A 21443-nucleotide genomic window follows, 5' to 3' on the forward strand; every position below is an offset into this window, starting at 1 on the left:
GCAGGACTCCACCCCGGCAGACCAGCACCAAGGAGCGACGATGTCGGCCCCCAGCGTGACCCCGAGCAAGGCGGGCAGCCCCCGCCACTCCCCGCCGCCGGCGGCGGGCCCCGTACCCCCCGGTGGCCGTGTCCGCTTCGCGAAGAGCCTGCGGCGCAATCTCACCGCCCACGGCTTCCTCGTCGGCGCCGTCCTCTGCTTCGCGTTCTTCTCCTGGTACCCGATGGTCAGGGAGTTCCTCCTGGCCTTCCAGAAGACCGAGAGCGGTCAGACGACCTGGGTCGGCCTGGACAACCTCGTCACCGTCGTCAACGACCCGGCCTTCTGGCAGGCCTGGCGCAACACGCTCCTGTTCACCGCGCTCGCGCTCGTGTTCGGCTTCGTCGTGCCCTTCGCCGTCGCCCTCGTCATCAACGAGTTCCACCACGGCCAGGGATATCTGAGGCTGCTCGTCTACCTGCCCGTGATGCTCCCGCCGGTCGCCTCGGTGCTCCTCTTCAAGTACCTGTACGACCCCGGCTACGGACTCCTCAACGAGCTCTTCCGCTCCCTCCACCTCCCCGAGCAGCAATGGCTCCAGGACCCCGACCTCTCCATGTTCTCCGTCGTCATCGCGTCGACCTGGATGAACATGGGCGGAGCGGCCCTGATCTACCTGGCCGCCCTCCAGAGCATCCCCGGCGAGCTGTACGAGGCGGCCGAGCTCGACGGGGCCGGACTGTTCCGCAAGATCTGGCACGTCACCATCCCGCAGACGCGCCTCATCCTCTCCCTGATGCTGCTCATGCAGATCGTCGCCACCATGCAGGTCTTCGTCGAACCGTTCCTGCTCACCGGCGGCGCGGGCCCCGAGGGATCGACCACGACCGTCGTCCACCTCATCTACCAATACGCCTTCAACTTCAACAACTACGGTGCCGCGGCGGCGCTCGGCCTGCTCCTGCTCGTACTCCTGGCCGGATTCTCGGCGGCGTACGTGAAGCTCAGCCGCGCCGAGGACGAGTAGGACCGGGGAGACCAGCATGTCCACACGCACACTCATCTCGCCGGCGCAGCTCGCCCGCCCCCGTGGCAAGGCCCTCTACTGGGTGGTCTTCGCCGTGGTCGTCGGCGGCTTCACCCTGGCGTTCCTCGGCCCCCTCTACTGGATGGTGTCCAGCGGCTTCAAGGACACCCAGGAGGTCATCCAGACACCGCCGACCCTGGTGCCCGGAACCTTCGCACCGGAGAACTACACCCGCGCGTGGGAGGTCATGGACCTCTCCACGCTGCTCTTCAACACCCTCTACTACGCGTTCGGCGCGCTCGCCTTCCAGCTCGTCCTGGACGTGGCCGCCGCGTACTCCCTGTCCAAACTCCGGCCGATCTTCGGCAAGGCCGTGCTCGGCATGATGCTCGCGACCCTGATGATCCCGGCGACCGTGCTCGTCGTACCCCAGTACCTGACGGTCCTGGACCTTCCGATCTTCGAGCGCAACCTGCTCAACTCACCCTGGGTGATCTGGTTGCCCTCGGTGACCAACGCGTTCAACATCTTCCTGCTCAAGCGCTTCTTCGACTCGATCCCCAAGGAGCTCCTGGACGCCGCGTCCATCGACGGAGCGTCCCCGATGCGGATCCTGTGGTCGATCGTGCTGCCCGTCTCACGGCCGATCCTCGGCGTGGTGTCCATCTTCGCCGTCGTGGGGGTCTGGAAGGACTTCCTCTGGCCGATGCTCACCCTCCCCGACCCGGCCGGCCAGACCCTCAACGTCGGCATCTACTCGCTCTCCAACGGCGTCCCGGTCAATGTCCTGATCGCCGCGCTCACCATCGCGTCCGTGCCGACCCTGCTCATCTTCCTGGTCTTCCAGCGCAACATCATGAGCGGCCTCACGGCGGGCGGCCTCAAGGGCTGACCGGCCGGTCTCCCCGACCGCGGCAGCCGCCCCCGCCCCGCACCCCCGAAGCCTTCGTCGCCGGCCCGTCTTCTCATGCCCCGCAGCATCCGGGCCGGTGACGAAGAACCCCGACCTGCCCGAAAGGACCCTCACGTGGCAGCCCCTCACTCGCATCGCACCGACGACTGGTGGCGCGACGCCGTCATCTACCAGGTGTATCCGCGCAGTTTCGCCGACGGCGACGGCGACGGCACCGGGGACCTCGCGGGCGTCCGGGCGAGACTGCCCTACCTCGCCGAACTCGGCGTCGACGCCGTCTGGTTCACGCCCTGGTACCTCTCGCCCCTGGTGGACGGCGGCTACGACGTCGCCGACTACCGCACCATCGACCCCGCGTTCGGCACCCTCGCCGAGGCCGAGAAACTGATCGCCGAGGCCCGCGAACTGGGCATCCGGGTGATCGTCGACATCGTCCCCAACCACGTCTCCGACCAGCACGCCTGGTTCCGCGCCGCCCTGGCGGCCGGCCCCGGCAGCCCGGAACGCGCACTCTTCCACTTCCGGCCCGGGCGGGGCGAGAACGGCGAACTCCCGCCCAACACCTGGCCCTCCCAGTTCTCCGGACGGACCTGGACCCGGGTCGAGGACGGCGAGTGGTACCTCCACCTCTTCACCCCCGAACAGCCCGACCTCAACTGGGCCCACCCGGCCGTCCGCCGCGAACACGAGGACGTCCTCCGCTTCTGGTTCGAACGAGGAGTCGCCGGCGTACGGATCGACTCCGCCGCGCTGCTCGCCAAGGACCCGGCGCTCGCCGACTTCGTCGAGGGCGTCGACCCCCACCCGTACATCGACCAGGACGAACTCCACGACATCTACCGGTCGTGGCGCGCGATAGCGGACGAGTACGGCGGTGTGTTCGTCGGCGAGGTCTGGCTCCCGGACTCCGAGCGCTTCGCCCGGTACCTCCGCCCTGACGAGCTCCACACCGCGTTCAACTTCAGCTTTCTCTCCTGCCCCTGGGAGGCGGACCGGCTGCGCCGCACCATCGACGACACCCTCGCCGAGCACGCCCCGGTCGGCGCCCCCGCGACCTGGGTCCTCTGCAACCACGACGTCACCCGCACGGTGACCCGCTACGGGCGCGCGGACACCGGCTTCGACTTCGCCACGAAGACCTTCGGCACGCCCACGGACCTCGCCCTCGGTACGAGACGGGCCCGCGCGGCGGCGCTGCTGACCCTGGCACTCCCGGGTTCGGTGTACGTGTACCAGGGCGAGGAACTGGGACTGCCCGAGGCGGAGGTTCCGCTGGACCGGATCGAGGACCCCATGCACGCCCGCTCCGGCGGCACCGACCCGGGCCGCGACGGCTGCCGCGTACCGCTGCCGTGGACGGCCGGAGCACCCTGGTACGGATTCGGCCCGGACGCCGAACCGTGGCTTCCCCAGCCCCGCGACTGGGACGGCTACGCGGTGGACCGGCAACAGACCGACGGGGAATCGATGCTGGCGCTCTACCGCGAGGCACTGCGACTGCGCGGCTCGGTCGAGGGCTTCGGCGACGGCCCGCTGGCCTGGCTGCCCGCGGACGAGGGGGTGCTCGCCTTCGCCCGGTCGGAGGGCCTGGTGTGCGTGGTCAACCTCTCCGCCGGCCCGGCAGCACTCCCGCCCCACGAGCGCCCGCTCCTGTCGAGCGGCCCCCTGGACGCCGACGGCCGCCTGCCCGTGGACACGGCCGTGTGGCTGATCACCTGACCGCCGGTCGGACCCCGGGCGCGCTCCCTCTGCTGGTACGAGCCCGGGAGCGCGCCGGGCCGGGCCGGGGAGGGTCGGGGCCGGGCCGGGGGCGGGCCCACCTTTCCCTGGGGTAACTTGACGTCGGTCACGCATCGGCAGCCGGTCATGGGGAGTTGTGGAGCCGGCCCGGCACAGGGGGAACAATGCGGCAGCTCACGGCCGACGATCCGACACACATCGCGCGCCACCGGCTCCTCGGCCTGCTCGGCGAGGGCGGGATGGGCCGGGTGTACCTCGGGCGGTCCGAGAGCGGGCGCACGGTCGCGATCAAGGTGATCCAGCGCGAGTACGCCCGGGACCCCGAGTTCCGGCGGAGGTTCGCGCGCGAGGTCAAGGCCGCCCGCAGAGTCGGCGGGGAGTGGACCGCCGCCGTACTCGACGCCGACACCGAGGCCGCCGTGCCCTGGGTCTCCACCCAGTACGTCCCCGGCCCCGACCTGCACACCGTCGTCTCCCAGGACTACGGCCCGCTGCCCGAGCAGTCCCTACGCACCCTCGCCAACCGGCTGGCCCTCGCGTTGCGGGCCATCCACGGCGCCGGGCTCGTCCACCGCGACCTCAAGCCCTCGAACGTCCTGGTGACCGTCGACGGGCCCCGGGTCATCGACTTCGGGATCGCCCGCGCCCTGGAGGTCCCCGCGGGGGGCACGGTCCTGACGCGGAGCGGAGCGATCGTCGGCTCGCCCGGGTTCATGTCCCCGGAGCAGGTGAGGGGCGAGGAACTGACCCCGGCCAGCGATGTGTTCTGCCTCGGATCGGTGCTCGCCTACGCCGCGACGGGCCGCCAGCCCTTCGGCGCGACCGCCGGGGACACCCCGCACTCCCTGATGTTCCGTGTCGTACAGGAGGAGCCGGATCTCGACGGCATTCCCGACTCGCTGGCCGCTCTCGTACGCGGCTGCCTGAGCAAGGACCCGACCGCGCGGCCCACTCCGGAGCAGATCGCCGCGGCCACCGCCGAACGGGCTGCCGGGACATGGCTGCCGAGCGAGGTACTGGCCCAACTGGGCAGCCACGCAGCGAAATTGCTCGACCTGGAACCGGCGCCGCAGCCCGCCCGGCCGACGCCGACGGCGTACGACCATCCGGCGGCTCCACCCCCGGCAGCACCGGTCCCCGCGTACGCGCAGCCCACCCAACCCGCCGCGGTGCCGACGCCACGGCCCCCGATGCCGGCCGCGCCGCCCGGAACCCGGCGGCGGGTCCGACGGGGCGCCCTGGTGGGAGCGGTGCTGACCGCGCTCGCCATGCTGGGTCTGTGGGCGGGAGCCATGCCGCTGATGGCCTTCCAGGTCCATCTCCGGACGGGCGACGGGCGCAGGATCGACGCGAACGAGTCGACGTACGAGCTGCTGGGCCTCGACCAGTTCCCCGACCTGGCCCAGCAGTACGGCATTCTGCCCTGGTCCTGGCTGCTCACCGCGCTCCTCGCACAGGCCGTCCTCGTGTACCGGGCCACCGGCCCCCGCCGCCCGCCCGCCGTCGTCCTGCGCCTGCTGGGCTATGCGTGCGCGCTCGCCCTCCCGGTCCGCATCGTCGTCGCCGACCTGTGGTGGGAACTCCCCGACCTGACCAGGTCCCTCCCTTCCAGCGTCGCGGAAAGTGCCACCTTCTCGTACGAGGGCGGCTGGTGGCTCCTCCACGCAGGCGCGTTCCTCGGCCTCGCCGCCTACGCCTGGCAGGACCTCCGGTCGTTCCGGACGCGAGCGCCCCAGCTCTGACCCCGTCGAGCTCGGGCCCGGCGCCATGCCGGCTACCGGAGGTGGTCGCGGAGGACCTCCTCGGCCTCGTCGAGGCGCTCGCGCAGGACGACCGCGGCCCGGACGCGATTCCGGGCGTACGCCTCCAGGGACGGGGTGACCGGCCCGAGACCGTCGATCACGGTGTTCAACGGGTAGACCGTGCACCCGAGGTACGCCGTCGTCAGCCGCACCACGCTCACCAGCTCCTCCACCGGCAGCGTCGGGTGCAGTGCGCGATAGGCGGCGGCGAGTCGGGCGAGGCCCTCCGGCCAGTCCGCGTGCGCGAGCACCGTACGGGGGTCGAGTGCGAGGCGCCCCAGCTCCCACATCGGGCTGCGCCGGCCCGGCGGGTGGAAGTCGATCACCGCGGCGACGCGGTCACCGCGCAGCAGCACGTTCGGCCCCGACAGATCTCCGTGCACGATCTGCGAGGTCACCTCCGACGGCGCCTTCTCCAGCAGTCGTTCCACCAGCGGCAGAGCCGCCAGCCGTTCCCGCGCGGCTCTCGTCGCCCACTGCTCGAAACTGCTGCGCGGCGGATCCGCCTCGTAGCGGCGCACCAGCTCCGTGAGCCGTGCGCGGGCGCGCGCCGGGTCGAAGGAACGATCTCGCGCGCCCAGCGTGGGACGGCCGAGCGGGTGGCGCGCCAGGCCTCGGTGCAGACGGCCGACCGCCGATCCGACCGCCTCCCACCTCCGGCCCACGAGCTGTCCGTCGGCCGTGACCGCCCCGGCGACGTACGCCGTCACGGAGAGGGCCGTTCCCTTGTACGAGGAGACCAACCGCTCCTGGTCGACGGCGGGGCGAGCGCGTGCCACCGGCACGCCGCAGAGCCGGGCGTACTCGCTGAGCCGGGCCGCGTCCTCGGCCCGCGCGAGGTCCGTACCGGCCGGGTACGTCTTGACGAACCAGCGGTCGCCGGCAGCCGTCACCGCGACGTAGTTGCGGGTCGCGGTCCCCGCCGGGCCCTCGGTGAGAGACGCCGGAACGATGCCGAACTCGCCCGCGAGCAGGAGAGTCACCCGGTCGAGCCGCGAGCGGGAGCTGATGGTCACGCCAGAGCCTTCCCGTTGCTCCCGGCGATATCCGTCCCTGTCGGCCGTCGGCTGTCCGCCACCTGGCCCAGCATCCCTAGAGCCGGGCTTCGTCCACCCTCACTCCCGCATCCCGGATCATGTCCATGACCGCCCCCGACACGGCGTGCATCCGGGGCTTGCGGAGGTCGAGCACCGGCGTCGGGTTCGAGACGCCGTGTGCGACGAGCAGGTTCATCAGGGGCCAGAGGGCCTCGGAGCGTCTCGGCAGGGGGATTCCGCGACCGTCCGGCGCGATGACCTGGGCCGTCGTGACTCCGGCGAGAAGATTGGTGCGGGCCCAGTCGACCACCTGGGACCTGCCGTCCGGGCTGACCCGGAGGACGACGTCCCTCGTGTGATGAAGGACCGCCAGGTAGTTCATCGGGACCGTGAGGCGCCGGGACACGTCGAACGGCGGCGTGCCGTCCGCCGGACGGAAGCGGAGCAGCGTGTCCAGGACAGGACCGTGGTCCTGGAAGGTGGTCCTGCCGCGCAACGACAGGAACCGGGCGCGCACCAGATGCCCGCCGCGGCTCGACCAGCGGCGGGGGACGGTGCCGAAGGCTCCCTCCTCGCCCGGGAGGAACTCCGCGAGCCGGCGGGCCTCCTCGCCCGGCTCCGTCACCGGCGCCCGTCGCTCGGTGACGTCGCGGGCCACGGCGGCGTACCGGGCCGCCGTTTCCGCGTCGAGGCGCCGGAGGTCGATGAGGTCGCCGTCCATCACGACACCTCCGACCGACAGCGAGATCCGCATCTGCTCCAGCTGGCGACGGGCGTACCGGGTCACGTCGGTCAGGTGTCCGTCGAGATCGATGACCCGGCAGGTTCTCGTCCCCGCGAGGAGAAGGCTGCGCGGCCAGAGGACGGTGATCTTCCCCGGCGTCGGCGCGTCCGGGGGATCGACGAGGATGGCGAGGCGGCCGGCCACGATCGCCGACAGGCACAGGGGCGGCACCTGGACCTCTTCGGTGACCTCGAACTGCTGGTGATCCTCCCCGTCGTGGACCCTCAGCGTCAGCCTGACCGTCGTCCGGAACTCCGCCGGATCGTGGTTGCCCCCGTATGTCGTGAACGTCGCGCCCCCTTCGGGGCTGTACCGCACGAACGACGCCTCCAGGACGTCCGCCCGCACCAACCGCGCGCCGACCGAACCCTGCGGGGACCTCGGTGCCCACACCACCGAGGTGTCGTCCCCGTATGCGGGGCCCAGGTCCCGCACGCGTCCCCGCCGGGTGATCCGGGGAAAGTCCTGCCGTGCGGCCCTGACGGCCGATACGGGGATCATCACCGTGCCGACCGCGCCGACGCCGAACGACGCGACCACCCAGAACCATTCGGCGCCCTCGGTCCACACGATGTACCCCACGACGAGGAACACCGGCCCGGCCAGACCGGCGAGCGTGGCGAGGAGCAGATTGCCGATGAGTACGCCGGTGTAGCTGCGCATGGACCCTCCTCCGTTCAGGCACTGATCATCGTTGTTCCTGGATGCGTGCCTGGGAAGGGGGTCCGGCGCCATTTTCTGGTGGCTCGGAGGCGGGTAAGGGGTGTCAGGAGACGGACCTGCCGAAGAACTCCAGCTCAGCGATCGCCACCTGCTTCTGCGGATCGGCCCGCCACGCCGTGCGCAGCACCAGCTGCACCGACAGTGCGTCCCGCACCCGTACGTCGACCCGCTGCGTGCCGCCGTCGTTGATGCGGTGCTGCGAGACGCGCGTCTCGCCCGAGGCGTCCTTGACCACGAGGTCGAAGGTCCGAGGGGTCGCCTGACCGTCCGCCTGGGTGGTGTTCTTCGAGCTGCCCGGGGTGATCAGGACGCTCAGCAGGTCGGTCGGCTCGGCGAACCGGGCCTCCAGGTACTGGCCGGCGGAGTCGCCCGAGTATCCCGTGCCCCACCAGGTGTTGGAGTACCCGTCGCCCGCCAGCTTCGGGTCCTGCTTCGCCGCGGAGTGGGTCGCGGCCCATGCGACCGGGTGGACCGGGACCCGCTTGGCGAAGTGGTCCTGGATCGCGCGGACGGCCGGCGGGCCGCCGAAGATGCCGCCGACCACCACGGTGACGACCGTCGTGGCGATCAGGGCGCGGACGATCCAGCGGCTCCGGTCGCGGGCGAGCCCCGGACGCCGGCCGGCGTACGGGCCCTCGGCCGTCGAGAGCTGCTCGGGGACCATCGGGGTCGCGCAGAGGCGGCAGAAGTGGCGGCCCGGGGTGTTGGCCATGGAGCAGGCGGGGCACGGGGTGCCGCCCTGCACGGGGGCGGGCGCCTCGGCGGCCCGGACCGTCGGCCGGGCGGCCTCCGGACGCGCGGGGAGCACGGGCGCGGCGACCGTCGGCTCCACGGGCCGGTTCCCGGGGACGGGGACGAGGAGGGACCGTACGAGCGTGTCCGAGGGTCCGTCGGACGTCGGCCTCGCCTCCGGTACGGGCGAGGGCGCGGGTGCCTCCGAGGAGGCGGCCACGGCGGGCAGCGGGGCGGTCACTTCCTCGGGCCCGACGGAGGACCGGCTGTCCGTCACGTCGGAGCCGGAGTCATCCGGCGCATCCGCGGCGGCCGAAGCCGAAGCCGATGACGAGGCGGCAGGCGACGAGGCAGCGGACGACGTGGACGCGTCCGTTCGCGGCGCGGGAACCTGCGCCGCGTCCTCTGCCGAGGTGGTGACCGGCTCCTCCCGGACCGTCCCCACGGGCTCCGACACGGCCGGGTCGGCGGCGGAGCCACCGGCCGCGGGCCTCACACCGGCGGACCCACTGCCGGAGCTCGCAGCCCCGGCGGGGCTGTCCCAGCGCAGGAAGGCTCCGCAACTGTCGCAGAACGACTGGTCCACCGCACGCACCGGGCTCGCGCAGTCCGGGCAGGGGCGGGACTGGGGCGCGTCACTCATCAGGGTCAAGCTCCTTCGGATGTACGGGAAGAGGGCGCCGAGGGCGGCGGGAAGGTCGTCACCGAGACCGTGAACGGCAGGTGTGCGGGACGGGCCGCGGCCACGACGGCTCGCAGCCGGTGCGGATCCACGGCGGCCGGGTCGGCGACCCGCAGAACGACACGCAGCCCGGCCACGGGCGCCCCCGGGAACGGTCCGAGCGGCGCGGCCGACCAGCTCGCGCCCCCGCTCTCGGTGATCTCGGGGGGAACGCCGAAGGCGAGCCGGACCGCCGCCGCGAGACCCTGCCGGGTGCCCCGCACCCGGTGCAGCGCCACGGCCGAGGCGACCGCGTGCCGGCGCAGCGGCAGCGGCTCGTCGCCGTCCAGCTCCGCGCCGACCCAGGTCGCGAGGTAGTCCACGAAGTCGGCGGGGGCGAGCGCGGGCGAGAAGTACGCCTCCAGCGAGTCGAGCACGTTGAAGAGGGGGGCGAGGACGACGTCGAGACCGGACACGAACCGCTGCCCGAAGTCGTCCTCCGCGTAGACGGCGGGCAGCGCCGCACCCAGCGGGTACGGGGTCGCGAGCCCGGGAACCGTCCCCCGCGCGGAGCCGCTCACCGCGCCTCGATCACACGGACACGGTGGTCGAACGGGAAGAGCAGCGCGGACGGCGTCAGCTCGATCCGGTCCGTCGTGTCGCCCCTGCGCCCGGTCAGCGGGTCCGCCGGATGCAGCAGGACCTCGTCCACCAGCTCCACGCCCGGCACGCGCTGGAGCGCCGCGAAGACCTCACCGGCCCGCAGCGGGCGCCCGAACGGCCAGCCCTCACCGTGCGCCCCGCCCGTCAGCGGGTCCAGGTACGCGTAGAGGGTGTCCAGCGCGTCGGCGCGTACGCGCTCCGCCTCGGCCGCCCGGAAGGAGTGCAGCGTCGCCACCACCGTCACGCCCTGGTAGAACGGCGGTCCGACGGCCAGCCGGGTGCCGAGCGGGCGCCGCTCGTCGAGGAAACCGGTGACCCGGGACAGCAGTTCCTCGCCCGGGACGAGCTGCTCGAACCGCAGGCGGCCGCCCCGGTCCGGTACGGCCTGCGGCACGACCAGGACCCGGACCGCGTTGTCGCCCGCCTCGGCCGAGTCCGCCGCCAGGCAGGAGATCCGGGCGGCCTCGGGCGCCGCCCGGCGCGCCAGCTCCTCGTAGTCCCGGGCCGTGACGGCCCGTTCCTGCGCGCGGAGGCTGATCGGTGCGCGGGACTTGGCCTCCTCGACGGTCTCCCCGTCCACCCCGCCCCGCGCGGCCTCACGGTTCTCCACGCGCGCGATGTACGGGATCGAGCTCCGCAGCACGGAGATCGTGGAACGTGCCACATTGCCCGCCCGGCCGCCCCCGGTGCCGTACCGCACCGCCCGGATCGCCGCGCCCTTCGGCGGCACGGCTCCGAACTGCCGCAGTGTGCCGTCCGGTTGCCGTACGCAGGGCCCGAAGGCGATCTCGCCGGTGGTCGCGTCGAGCGTGAAGTGCCGGTCTTCGGGGCGGGAGGAGGCGAAGTCGCGGACGACGTTCCACTCCTGCCAGCCGGCCTCCGGGTCCTCCTCGTCGACTCCGCTGTCCGCCCGCTCGGCGACCTGGAGCAGCAGCGGCGGCCGGTCCACGACCGGCGCGTGCGCGAGCCGCAGCCGCTGCGCCGGGACACCCTCGGACTCGCCCAGCACCTCGTTCCGTACCGCCTCGGCGTGCGCCGCGCGGACCGTCCCGCCGATGGTGAACGCCCCCGCCGCCCGTACCGTCGGCGACTCGGTGTACGACGGCAGACCCGCGGCGGCCTCCACGACCCGGCAGCGCACCCAGCCCGCCTCGTGCCCGCCGAGGCGCGAGACCGCGTGCCCGGACGGCAGGTGGAGCACCACCTCGCCCGGTCGGTTGAGCCCGCCCGTGGAGTCCTCGTCGACCTCGCACACGACCCAGCCCTCGGCCTCGGTCCACGCCTCCCACACCAGCGGCGGCCGGCGCGGGTCCACACCGACGCCGTCCACGCGGCTGTCGAGGTCGAGGACGAGCACACAGTCGGGGACGGCCGCCGACAGCCCGAGCAGCAGCAGATCACCGACGCGCGGCAGGGGAGAGAAGGCTGGGACGTCCTCGCCGCCGAGCAGATCCTGCGAGCGGTCCTCGGGCGTGCCGCCCGACTCCTGACGCAGGATGTGCGTCAACGAGCAGGGCACGACGGTGAGATCGGCGCTCGTCGCGAAGACGACCGCCTCCTCCGTCTCCGTACGCCCGGTGGACACCTCCGTACCGGTGGGCAGCACGACCGGCTCCGGCTGCGGCGCGGACAGCCGGAAGGTGATGTCGGCGCGCGCGGCGGCGGGCGGGAACAGCGTCACCCCGAGCAGGTCGAGGAAAGCCAGATGGTTCTTCTCCGGGACCCGGTTGAGGCGGTAGACGAGCTGGTCCGCCATGTGCGCGACCGCCTCGACCAGGGTGACACCCGGGTCCGAGACGTTGTGGTCGGTCCACTCGGGGCACGCCTGCTGGATGTAGCGCTTGGCGTCGTCGACGAACTGCTGGAAGCGGCGGTCGTCGAGATGGGGTGCGGGCAGGGCCATGGTGGCTCTTTCAGTCCTCGGAGGGGATGACGTAGAAGGGGAAGACGAGGTTGCGCAGGCTGTTGGCACCGCGCACCCGGTAGCTGATGTCGATGTAGAGGGTGGTCGGTTCGCCGGGCGCGGGGGCGACCATGACCTCCTCCACGTCGATACGCGGCTCCCAGCGGTCGAGCGAGGACAGCACCTCGTACCGGATCCGGCCCATCGTCGAGTCGTTGACCGGGGCGAACACCAACTCATGGACCGCGCACCCGAATTCGGGCCGCATCGGCCGCTCGCCCGGCGCCGTGGCGAGGACGAGCCGCATCGACTCCTCGATCTCGCGGTCGCGCCGGACGAGGGCGATGGAGCCGCTCGGGCCGGTCCGCAGCGGGAAGGCCCAGCCCGCGCCGACGAAGTGCTCACTCAAGGGAAGGTCCTCCTCTGGATTCCACGGGACGGGGCGGTGGGGGCGGTCATCAGATCGGCAGGTTCGCCATGACGGGGTTGGGCGCAGGGATGGTCGAGGTGTAGAAGATCGGCGCGTTGACGACGGCCTGGGTGAGCGCCGACACCTTGAACTTCGCCCCGGCCTTGATGTCCACACCGAGCCCCGCGTTCAGCGTGATCCGCCCCGTCGCGGAGAGCGTCAGATCGGTCCCCGACTCGACGGTGACCCCCCGGGCCCCCGTGATGGTGACCGAGCCGTCGCTGTCGATGGTGAGGGTGGTGCGCGCCTCGTTCAGCTCGACGCTCAGGCCGCCCTTCGCCGTGCGCAGCCGGATGCCGTGCGAGGCACGTGTCCGGCCGCCCTCCTCGCGCAGCTCCACGGTGTGGCCGGTACGGGAGGTCAGGGCGCGCCACTGGACGCGCCCGCTGGTCGGATCGACGGGCGGGACCCGGTCGGTCGCCGGGGTGTGCTTGTCGACGCCGTTGTAGAGCCCCGCCAGGACGTACGGGTGCTCCAGCGAGCCCCGGTCGAAGGCGCACAGCACCTCGTCGTCCACCTCGGGGAGCATCAGACCGCCACCACCGCGTCCGCCGAGCTGGGCGACCCGGCACCAGCCGCTCTCGTACGTCGCCGAGAGCCACGGGAAGCGCAGTCTGACCCGGCCGAGGGAGAGCGGGTCCTTGGTGTTGGTGACCAGCGCGACCGCGACACCGGGCATCGGCGGCGCCGCCTCCCCACCACCGGAAGCCGTCCCGTACAGCGAACGGAACTGCCGACCGGACACGGTCAGCCAGGTCGCGAACTGCCGTCCTGACGCGAAGACATGACGTACACCGGTGGCGGTGTACCGCCCCTCGAAGGGGAAGCCGGCGCCCTTCACGGCCACCGGCTGCCCCGGCTTCAGCGCCGGATTGCCGGTGACGGCGACCTCCAGCTCCGCGAACGACCCGGTGACGTCGTCGGCGAGCGCCGTCGCCGCCTGCGTCACCTCCGACTGCGTGGTGAACGGTGTGTCCGTCGCAGCCAGTTCGGCCGCGCCGAAGGGGGCGGAGAGCTGCGCCGGGGTGATGTCGGAGACGATCTCCTTGCTCGCCACGGCGGGCGTCGGAGAGGACAGCGCCTGCTTCGTGCGGGGATCCCAGCCCCGCACGTCCACCTTTCCGACCTGCCCGGCGGCGGTGACGGACACCCGGCTCTGCAGGGTGTTGCTCCCGAAGTCCAGCACGTACGGGCTGGCCGCGGCCGGGGTGGTGTCGGCGGGCGCGGAGGAGGCCGGGGGCAGCGCGGCGAACACGAGCCGGCCCGCCGTGTCGAGCGAGAGCCGGACGTCGTTCTCCCGCGCGAGCCGGGAGAGGAAGTCCCAGTCGGTGACGTTGGGCTGGGTGGCCAGCTCGTACACCGTGGGCGTCGCGTCGACCTTGCCCAGCGGGATGCGGTTGAGCGCGGCGAGCTTCCGGACGATGTCGGAGGCCGTCATGTTCGGGTAGCCCTCGACACGGCGGCTGCGCAGCAGGCGATGGCCGGGGTCGTAGCCGCGCACGATCAGGTACCGGCCGTGGCCCGGAGCCGCGTCCACCTCGACGGCGGTGACCTCGCCGGTGAGCATGGGCTCGCCGAGCTTGCCGTCGGTGAAGGGGGACAGCACGGCCATGGCGCCGACCTTGAGGAACGGGAACTTCGTGGTGAGGGTGCCGTCCTTGTCGCTGAACGTCAGCTGGAACGCGGACGGGACGTTGACGCTCGCGTCCACCCAGCCCTCGGTGAGGCGGACCGCGAGCGGGTCCGGCAGCGGCGTGCCGTCGAGCTGCACGTGGAGGACGGTGGTGAAGGTCTTCTCGCTCATGAGGTGCCCTCGGTCTCCGGCGTTTCGGTGGTGGACGGGAGCAGCAGTTCCGTGCCGGGGCGGAGCCGCATCGGGTCGTCGATGCGGTTCGCCTCCGCGATGACCCGCCAGCGGGTCGCGTCGCCGTACTCGCGCCAGGCGAGGGAGGCGAGGGAGTCCCCGGCGACCGTGCGGTGCACCCGGCGGGCCGACAGCGCGCCCGATGTCGGATTCTGCTTCTTGGTCGCGCTGGAGATCTCGGTGAGGGAGAGCGAACAGGTCGCGCGGATCGGAATCCCACTCGGGCTGAACAGCGTGTACGTCGCCGACACGGACGTGACGTACGCGACGAACTGCACGGTCGAGAACGACCCCCAGGAGAACCGCACCCACGGCGGCGACGGCGCCTTCGCGCTGATGCTCTGCTGGGTCACCTCGCAACAGGACAGCAGCAGTTCCACCTGCTGCTGCACGTCGTTCGAGGACGGATCGCCGGTACGGTCCAGGAAGACCTCGACCTGGAGCTGGGCCGGCTCGCTGCCGGTGAACTTCGGCGGCGCGCCACGGTCGTACGCGACGGCCTGCTCGGTGAACCAGTGCGCGGACCTGCTCAGCTGGAGCTGGTCCGGGTTGAACTCGAACTTCACCTCGCCGAGCTTGCCGCCGTACGAGCTCGACAGGTCGGTCGGCGGCTGGTGGATGGCGAGCGAGGCGCGGGAGAGCCCGCTGGCCATCAACCCGCCGAAGGACGGGGCCATCTCAGGCGCCTCCCGCGTCGGTGAAGCCGTGGTGCGCGATCTCCAGGGTCTCCGTCGCGACGGCCGGATTGGCCGGATCGAGGGTCGGCCCCGTCCAGCGCACCGGCAGCACTTCGATCAGACCCCACTGGGCGACGATCGACCCGTCGGCACGCAGCGCCGCGATCTGCGCGGTCGGGCGGGTGATGCCGGTGGCGATCGACGAGATCCAGGCCGCCACGCGCGCGGTCTCGGCCGTGAGGGGGCGGGTGAGGCGGATCGTGGAGAACGTGACGCGGGTGGGCAACTGCCAGACGAAGCCGTTGTTGCCCCCCTCCCGGCGCTGCTCCACCTCCACCTCGGAGGAGAGACCGTCGCAGCTGTTGAACAGGCCGAGGTCCTCGCCGTCGATGGTGAGCGTGAAGAAGACGGTGGATGCGGGGTCCAGCTGCTGGGGCATGGTGGCGGGTCTCTCGGATCGGCGGTCGGTGGTGGTGAGGGGTGGGGGACGGGACGGGGCGCGGTCGGTCAGCGGCCGTGGTCGCGGAGGCGGCCCACCCGCTCACGGTCGGCACGGAGCTCGGCACGGAGGAGCCGCGAGAGCGGAGTGACGAGACGGCGGGCCAACTCGTCCAACTGGGTGGGAGATTCGGGATCGGCGGGGGCCGCGCCGGCGGTCCGCTGCACGGAGGGCGAGGAGGGCGCGGTCCGGGTGACCGTGCTCGCGCGCGGGGCGTGGGGGGCCGGAGCGGGGGAGGCCGAGGTCCGCTGGAGCGGGGTGGGGGTCACCACGGGGACGGCCGGCGCAGTCGGGGGCGCGGCTGCCGGGGTGGGTTCGGGAGCGCTCTGACGCTGAACGGCCACGGGTCGGGCGACGGGCCGCGCGGAGGAGGGCGGGGCGAGGGGAACGACGGGACGGGGAGTGGCCTGCGGCGCGACGGTCCCGCCGGTGGGTGGGGCGGCGGAGGCGCGCTGGAGGGATGGAACGGCGGCGGCGGTCGGCTTGAAGAGGGGAACGGCCGGGACGGGCACGGGAACGGGCGCCGTCGGCTGGTGGCCGCGTGCGGTGCGGGGGGCCGGGTTGCCGGCGGTAGGGGGGTGCGCCGGCGTGCTCGCGCTCGTCGGCACACTCGGGGAGAGCGGTCGCGTGGTGGCGAGCGGAAGCGTGGCCCGCCGCTGCACGGTGGGCGCGGTGGCGCGGGGCAGGTCGGTGACGGTGACGACGGGCAGGGCGGGCGACGCGGGGGCGGTCGGTGCGGGCACGCGCACGGGCGGCTGTGCGGGGACGGGTGCCGCCGAGGGAGCGGGGAAGTCGGTGGGCCTCTGAGACGACCGGGGCTCGGCCGTGGCGCGCTGGACCACGGGAGAAGTCGGGAGGGCCGGGGCCGGGGCGTGTGGCGCGGGGGCGGCCGAGGGGGCGACGGGACGGCTCGCGGCGGGTGTGCCGGGGGCGCCCGGCGCCTGGGGCTGGTGCGGGGTCGCCCGTTGCACGGGCGCGGACTCCGCCGAACCCGCGACGGGGGCGGCGGCCCGCTGGGGTGCCTGCGTCGGCAGCGGTGTACTCGCGACAGGTCCGACGGGCCGAGGGCCGGGCGTGACGGGGTTGCCGGGAGAAGACGAGGCCTTGGCCGGAGCGGACGTCTCCGGGGTCGCTGACGCACGGGTGATCGGCGCGCCGATCGGGGACCGTCGCGGTGCGGGGTTCACCCGCGGTGCCGGTGCTCCGGTGGTGGCACGCTGAACGGGGGCACCGAGCCCCGGTTGGGCCGGGGGAGTCACGGCGGCCTGTGTCGGCCGAGCGGCCGGGTTCGTCGGGAGTACGGGGGAGGTGATGGACCCCGGCGCGGCCGGGCGCGGGGGAGTCGCCGGGGTTGCCGGCGGCACGGGAGTGGTGGCGCGCGCCCGAGAGACCACGGGTGCCGTGGCCGCCGGGCTCGCCGGGGACGCCGATGAGGTGGGACGTACGGGCGCGGCCTGAGTCTTGGGCGAGGTGGTATCCGAAGGTACGGGGGATGCCGGGGCCGCTGGCGAGGCCGATGTCGCGGGGCGTGCCGGCGCCGTCGAGGGCGTAGGCGTGCTGACGTGCGCCGAGGGCGCCGGGGATGTGGGCGTGGCGGTTGTCCGAGCCACCGTGGTTGCCGGCACCGAGGCCGAGCCGGATGTGGGTGCCGCCGTCGCGGACGCGGCGGGAGGCCGGGTCGCCGGGGTCGCCGCAGTCGCGGAGCGTGGCGGAGCCGTGGAACCGGCCTTGGGTGCCGGTGCCGGTGCCGGTGCCGGGGTACCGGCGGATGCTGCGGCGGAACTCGTCCTCGTCGCCGGAGCCGGACTCGCGGGGTTCGCCTGAGGCTTCTGAGCTGCCGGAGCTGCCGGAGTCACCGGAGTCACGGGGGCCGCCGAGGCCGGCGGAGTGGACGCCGTGGTGTTCCAGTCCGCGCCCGGGGCGCGCCGCGAGCGGCGTACGGGAGGGCGGCGCTGCACCGGAGTGCCGGGCGCGTTGTCGGGAGTCCCGGGCCCCCCTACGGGGGAAGAAGGGCCCGGGACGTTCTGGGGCCGCCCGGCAGCCGAAGGCTTCGGTGCGGCGGAATCGCGCGCGGCCGTGGGAAGAGCAGCGCTCTCGGACGTACGGGCAGGAGCCGCTGTCCGCTGGACGGATGCCGTGCCGGGTCCGGCCGTGCCCACGGGCCTGGCGGCACCGGCCGGAGCCAGTTGCCGGGGCGGCTGCGCGGGCGGTGCGGAGACCAGCGGCGAGCGCCGGACGGGTACGGGTCGAACGGGCCCCGGCGGCGTGGCACCGGAAGGCGGTGTCCCCGCACCAGGCGTGCCTGCGGCCTGTGCGGCGGCGGCCTCGCCGCCGCCGTTACGCGCGGACACCCGAGCAGCCCGGTCCGCCTCACGGGTGGGCACGGCCGCACGCTGAACCGCCGGAGACACGGATCGGGACGCGCCGGAGGGGACAGTCGAGGACGCGCCCGAGGGCCCGGCCTCGCGGGCCGTCCCGTCACCCCGTACCGGAGCGGCCGCGGCCTCCTCCCGTACGGGACGAGGTGTCAGCGCTTTCCGGCCACCCGTTGGTGTCACGGGCACACGCTGAAGGGCCGACGCCGAGGCGCCCCGCCCTCCCGTGCCGCCCTTGGGCACAGACCCGCCCCCGTCGCCGGATCCCGAAGCCGAACCCGAAGCCGAAGGCGAGCCCGCTTCCACCGACCCGGCCACCGGCAGCCGCAACCCCGGCAGCTCCGCCCCCTCAGGGCGGCCCGCCGACTCCCGTACGGGCACGGGCCGCACCGCGTCGAGCATGACGCCGCCGGGTGCGTCCGGCACTGCCCCGTGGCCCAGGTCGCTCTGGAAGGAGGGGTTCCAGTGGGTCGCGAGCGACGTGGAGAAGCCGTGCTCCGCGATGGTGCGCGGTCCGGCGTCCAGCACCCGCTGTACGGGCGGCAGCGCGCGCCACGCGTCCCCGGGCGCCGCCGCGGGCGCGACGGACGCCACGCTCTCCTCGCGTCCACCGGATTCCGCGCCCCGCGCGGTCCGTGCGGTCCGCCACTTCTCGAACATCCCCACTGTCTCCTCCAACCCCCTTTCCCTGTCCTGCCGTTACGCCTGCGACCGCTCCACCAGCGAGGCCACCTGGGCCACGTACCTCCGTCGGTCCGCGTGTTCCAGATCGAGGATGTCGTCCATGCCCCAGTGGAAGTGGAAGGCGAGGTACGCGGTCTCCTCCTCGATCCGGTCGGCCGCGTACGTCACGATTCCCCCAGGCGGCTCCCGGCCAGCTCGACCTCGAAGGACTCCTCGCAGTGCGGGCACGCGACGGCGGCCCTGGTGTGCCCCTCCGCGTTGATCTGCCGGTAGAAGTCCTGCAGGAACGCCAGGTCGGAGGCGAACATGTTCTCCACCGTCCCGTCGTGGACCGACGGGAGCGTGCCCAGCCGGGTGATCACCCGGCCGAGCAGCACCACGGACAGGTACGCCGGGTTCTCGCGGACCCGGATGTCCCGCAGCGGGAGCAGCTCGTCCCTGGCCGTGGCCAGCCGCATCGCCCCGTTGCGGTGCACGGTGCCCGCCTCGTCGACGAACCCGCGCGGCAGCTCGAACTCGAACTCCGTGCGGAGCGGCTCCTGTTGGCGGCCCTGCTGCGTGCCCGCCGATCCATCCCGTCGCATCAGCCGAGCGTCAGCTCTTCGAAGGTGATGGTGACCTGCTCGGTCAGGGCCGCGGCGTCGCCGGCCTTCGTCGCGCTCAGCTCCACCTTGGTGCACCAGGCGTTGCGCAGGTTGTACCGCTTCACCTCGGTGAGCTGGTAGTCCAGGAAGATGATGGACGCGTCCTTGCGGGCCGAGCCCATGTCGCCGGCGATGGAGGACGTGATCCACTCGGTGAAGGCGGCGGACTGGGTGGCGCCGCGGGTCACCGTGCACTCACCGGCCTTCTTCACGCCGGGGAGCTTCTTGATGATCGGCTTGCCGTCCGCCGAGACCTGCTGGAACTCGATGACGTCCTGCTCCATCGAGAGGCCGCTGATCTCCTGCAGGGTCTCGACCATGACGCCGTCGATCTGCAGGCCGAAATTGTGGGTGGTGAGGGCGTCACCGGTGTCGAGGGACATGGGGGTTCACTCCTGTTCAAGGGGTGGATCCGTGCGCGGCAGGCGCACGGACCCGAGGTCGGAAGGGCGGGGCGACGAGAGGGCGGGGAGGACTACTCCTCCAGCTCGCCCCCACCGCCCTGGATCTGCGCGAGCCGGAAGACCACGAACTCGGCGGGCTTCACCGGGGCGATGCCGATCTCGCAGACCACACGGCCGAGGTCGACGGACTCCTGCGGGTTGGTCTCGGCGTCGCACTTCACGTAGAAGGCGTCCTCGGCACGCTGACCGAACAGCGCGCCCTGGCGCCACTCGTTGACGAGGAAGGCCGAGATGTTGCGGCGGATACGGGCCCACAGCGACTGGTCGTTGGGCTCGAAGACGACCCACTGGGTACCGACGAGGATCGACTCCTCGAGGTAGTTGAAGTAGCGGCGGACGTTCAGGTAGCGCCACGCCGGATCGGATGCCAGCGTCCGCGCGCCCCACACCCGGATGCCGCGGCCCGGGAAGGCGCGGATGCAGTTCACGCCGATCGGGTTGAGCAGGTCCTGCTCGCCGCGCGTGATCTGGAGCTCCAGGTCGACCGCGCCGCGCACGATCTCGTTGGCGGGAGCCTTGTGGACACCGCGCTCGGCGTCGTTGCGCGCCCAGACGCCGGCCATGTGGCCGGACGGCGGGACCACGCGGGTCTGGCCGCTCGCCGGGTCGAAGCTCTTGATCCACGGGTAGTAGAGGGCCGCGTACGGGGAGTCGTAACCGGCCGTCTCCTGACGCCACTTGCGGACGTCGCGGGCGTTGAGCGAGGGCGGCGGGTCGAGGATCGCCATCCGGTCGCCCATCAGCTCGCAGTGCGCGATGAGACCGAGCTGGACGGCCTTGACCTGCTCCAGGTCGATGAGCCCCTGCTGGTAGGCGGCCATCAGGTCGGGCACGGCGACCATGTTGATCTCGTCGTACGCCTCCAGGCCACCGAAGCCGGTGCGGTCGGCGGAGTCGCCGATGAACTGCCCGGACTCCAGGGCGGCGGCGACGTCGGCCTGCGCGCCGACCTGCGCCGGGACCTGGGCGGGCGGGGCGAGGGTCACGGACTGCGCTTCGGGCTTGGCGAGCTGCCCGCCGGCCGCGGCCTCTTCGAGAAGGATGGTCTTGGAACGCTGCTTGACCTGCGCGACCACGTAGTTGCGGGCGCTCTTCTTGGCGGAGGCGTCGAAGCTCTCGACGACCTTCTCGCCGTCCTTGACGACCAGCTTGAAGCGCTCGGTCTCGCCCTCGACGTCCTGCACCTCGACGGTGAGCGCCCCGCCGGCCTCGGAACCGGCCGCGATCGCGGCGACCTTGAAGGTGCCGAGCGCGACGGCCTCACCGGCGACGAGCTGCGGCGCGGCGACGGCGGCCTGCCCCGCGACCGACCCGACGGCCCGCGTGGCGCCCTGCGCGTCCCCGCCGCCGACACGCACCACATAGGCCGCGGTGCCGCCGTTGTTGAAGAACCCGTACACGGAGTGGGCGAGGTAGTACCCGTCCGTGAAGTCACCGAACGACGCGACGTACTGGGACCAGTTGGTGACGAGCACGGGCTCGTTGAGCGGACCGACGGGCGCGAGCCCGACGAACGCGGCGACAGAGGTCCCGAGGCCCTCGATGGGGCGGGAGCCACTGGCGACTTCCTCGACGTAGACGCCGGGGGACAGGTACGTGGGCATGGTGCGTGTTCTCCTCGGAGAGCGTGGTTCTGCGGAATGCGGTGGTCCTGCGGTGTCACAGCGTGGGGCGTGCGGAGTCCCCCGACAGGGAGCCCCCGGGCAGGGACTGCCGCGCCGGGCGGGGCGTCAGGCGGTCACGGCTGCCCGCTTCCGGCGTGCTGCGGTGCGTCGACCTCATCCCGCTCGCCCTCCCCTCGGC

20 protein-coding genes are annotated in these 21443 nt (G+C 72.8%); 6 read left to right on the top strand and 14 right to left on the bottom strand.

Annotated features, from left to right (window positions below; translation table 11 throughout):
- The first annotated feature begins 40 nt into the window (after window positions 1–40).
- The 4 genes from OG462_RS39905 (at window position 41) to OG462_RS39920 (ending at window position 5401) form a co-directional block, all read left to right on the top strand.
- Window positions 41–1006, top strand: coding sequence for a carbohydrate ABC transporter permease (locus OG462_RS39905; protein ID WP_406065662.1), 966 nt, complete (start codon window positions 41–43; stop codon window positions 1004–1006).
- Window positions 1007–1022: 16 nt separating this feature from the next.
- Window positions 1023–1898, top strand: a complete 876-nt coding sequence (locus tag OG462_RS39910; RefSeq protein WP_406065664.1) for a carbohydrate ABC transporter permease — start codon at window positions 1023–1025, stop codon at window positions 1896–1898.
- Between the two features lie 135 nt (window positions 1899–2033).
- Window positions 2034–3638, top strand: coding sequence for a glycoside hydrolase family 13 protein (locus tag OG462_RS39915; RefSeq protein WP_406065666.1), 1605 nt, complete (start codon window positions 2034–2036; stop codon window positions 3636–3638).
- Between the two features lie 185 nt (window positions 3639–3823).
- Window positions 3824–5401, top strand: a complete 1578-nt coding sequence (locus OG462_RS39920; RefSeq protein ID WP_406065668.1) for a serine/threonine-protein kinase — start codon at window positions 3824–3826, stop codon at window positions 5399–5401.
- A gap of 32 nt (window positions 5402–5433) precedes the next feature.
- Here the strand turns inward: OG462_RS39920 and OG462_RS39925 are convergent, their stop codons facing one another.
- The 10 genes from OG462_RS39925 to OG462_RS39970 form a co-directional block, all read right to left on the bottom strand.
- A complete protein-coding gene (locus OG462_RS39925; RefSeq protein ID WP_406065670.1) occupies window positions 5434–6477 on the bottom strand; it encodes a phosphotransferase enzyme family protein in 1044 nt (347 codons plus the stop codon).
- A gap of 76 nt (window positions 6478–6553) precedes the next feature.
- Complete coding sequence (locus OG462_RS39930; protein WP_406065672.1) at window positions 6554–7945, bottom strand: hypothetical protein; 1392 nt, start codon at window positions 7943–7945, stop codon at window positions 6554–6556.
- A gap of 103 nt (window positions 7946–8048) precedes the next feature.
- Complete coding sequence (locus OG462_RS39935) at window positions 8049–9380, bottom strand: NADase-type glycan-binding domain-containing protein (RefSeq protein ID WP_406065674.1); 1332 nt, start codon at window positions 9378–9380, stop codon at window positions 8049–8051.
- A gap of 5 nt (window positions 9381–9385) precedes the next feature.
- Window positions 9386–9979, bottom strand: coding sequence for a phage tail protein (locus OG462_RS39940; protein ID WP_406065675.1), 594 nt, complete (start codon window positions 9977–9979; stop codon window positions 9386–9388).
- A complete protein-coding gene (locus OG462_RS39945; RefSeq protein ID WP_406065676.1) occupies window positions 9976–11964 on the bottom strand; it encodes a putative baseplate assembly protein in 1989 nt (662 codons plus the stop codon). Before OG462_RS39945 ends, OG462_RS39940 begins: the two co-directional genes overlap by 4 nt.
- 10 nt (window positions 11965–11974) lie before the next feature.
- Window positions 11975–12373: a GPW/gp25 family protein gene (locus OG462_RS39950; RefSeq protein ID WP_406065678.1), complete on the bottom strand. Its 399-nt coding sequence runs from the start codon at window positions 12371–12373 to the stop codon at window positions 11975–11977.
- A gap of 49 nt (window positions 12374–12422) precedes the next feature.
- A complete protein-coding gene (locus OG462_RS39955; protein WP_406065680.1) occupies window positions 12423–14237 on the bottom strand; it encodes a VgrG-related protein in 1815 nt (604 codons plus the stop codon).
- Window positions 14234–14974, bottom strand: coding sequence for a LysM peptidoglycan-binding domain-containing protein (locus OG462_RS39960; protein WP_406065682.1), 741 nt, complete (start codon window positions 14972–14974; stop codon window positions 14234–14236). The genes OG462_RS39955 and OG462_RS39960 overlap by 4 nt, the downstream gene beginning before the upstream one ends.
- Window position 14975: 1 nt before the next feature.
- Complete coding sequence (locus tag OG462_RS39965; protein ID WP_406065684.1) at window positions 14976–15413, bottom strand: phage tail protein; 438 nt, start codon at window positions 15411–15413, stop codon at window positions 14976–14978.
- Window positions 15414–15481: 68 nt separating this feature from the next.
- Window positions 15482–16444, bottom strand: a complete 963-nt coding sequence (locus tag OG462_RS39970; RefSeq protein ID WP_406065685.1) for a hypothetical protein — start codon at window positions 16442–16444, stop codon at window positions 15482–15484.
- 340 nt (window positions 16445–16784) lie between these two features.
- Here OG462_RS39970 and OG462_RS39975 point away from each other — a divergent pair, with 340 nt between their 5' ends.
- The gene (locus OG462_RS39975) at window positions 16785–16931 is read left to right on the top strand and encodes a hypothetical protein (RefSeq protein WP_406065687.1); all 147 of its coding nucleotides are present in this window, start codon (window positions 16785–16787) and stop codon (window positions 16929–16931) included.
- A 132-nt stretch (window positions 16932–17063) separates the two neighbouring features.
- Window positions 17064–17297, top strand: a complete 234-nt coding sequence (locus tag OG462_RS39980) for a hypothetical protein (protein ID WP_406065689.1) — start codon at window positions 17064–17066, stop codon at window positions 17295–17297.
- 1250 nt (window positions 17298–18547) lie between these two features.
- Here OG462_RS39980 and OG462_RS39985 read toward each other — a convergent pair.
- The 4 genes from OG462_RS39985 to OG462_RS40000 all read right to left on the bottom strand — a co-directional run bounded on the left by OG462_RS39985 (window position 18548) and on the right by OG462_RS40000 (window position 21244).
- Entirely contained in the window at window positions 18548–18700 is a 153-nt protein-coding gene (locus OG462_RS39985) for a DUF6760 family protein (protein ID WP_167346856.1), read from the bottom strand.
- Window positions 18697–19116: a hypothetical protein gene (locus tag OG462_RS39990; protein WP_406065691.1), complete on the bottom strand. Its 420-nt coding sequence runs from the start codon at window positions 19114–19116 to the stop codon at window positions 18697–18699. Before OG462_RS39990 ends, OG462_RS39985 begins: the two co-directional genes overlap by 4 nt.
- A complete protein-coding gene (locus OG462_RS39995) occupies window positions 19116–19559 on the bottom strand; it encodes a phage tail protein (protein ID WP_073814308.1) in 444 nt (147 codons plus the stop codon). The genes OG462_RS39990 and OG462_RS39995 overlap by 1 nt, the downstream gene beginning before the upstream one ends.
- A 92-nt stretch (window positions 19560–19651) precedes the next feature.
- A complete protein-coding gene (locus tag OG462_RS40000; RefSeq protein WP_406065694.1) occupies window positions 19652–21244 on the bottom strand; it encodes a phage tail sheath subtilisin-like domain-containing protein in 1593 nt (530 codons plus the stop codon).
- Between the last annotated feature and the right edge of the window lie 199 nt (window positions 21245–21443).

Source organism: Streptomyces sp. NBC_01077 (assembly GCF_045162855.1).
Taxonomy (GTDB): Bacteria; Actinomycetota; Actinomycetes; order Streptomycetales; family Streptomycetaceae; genus Streptomyces.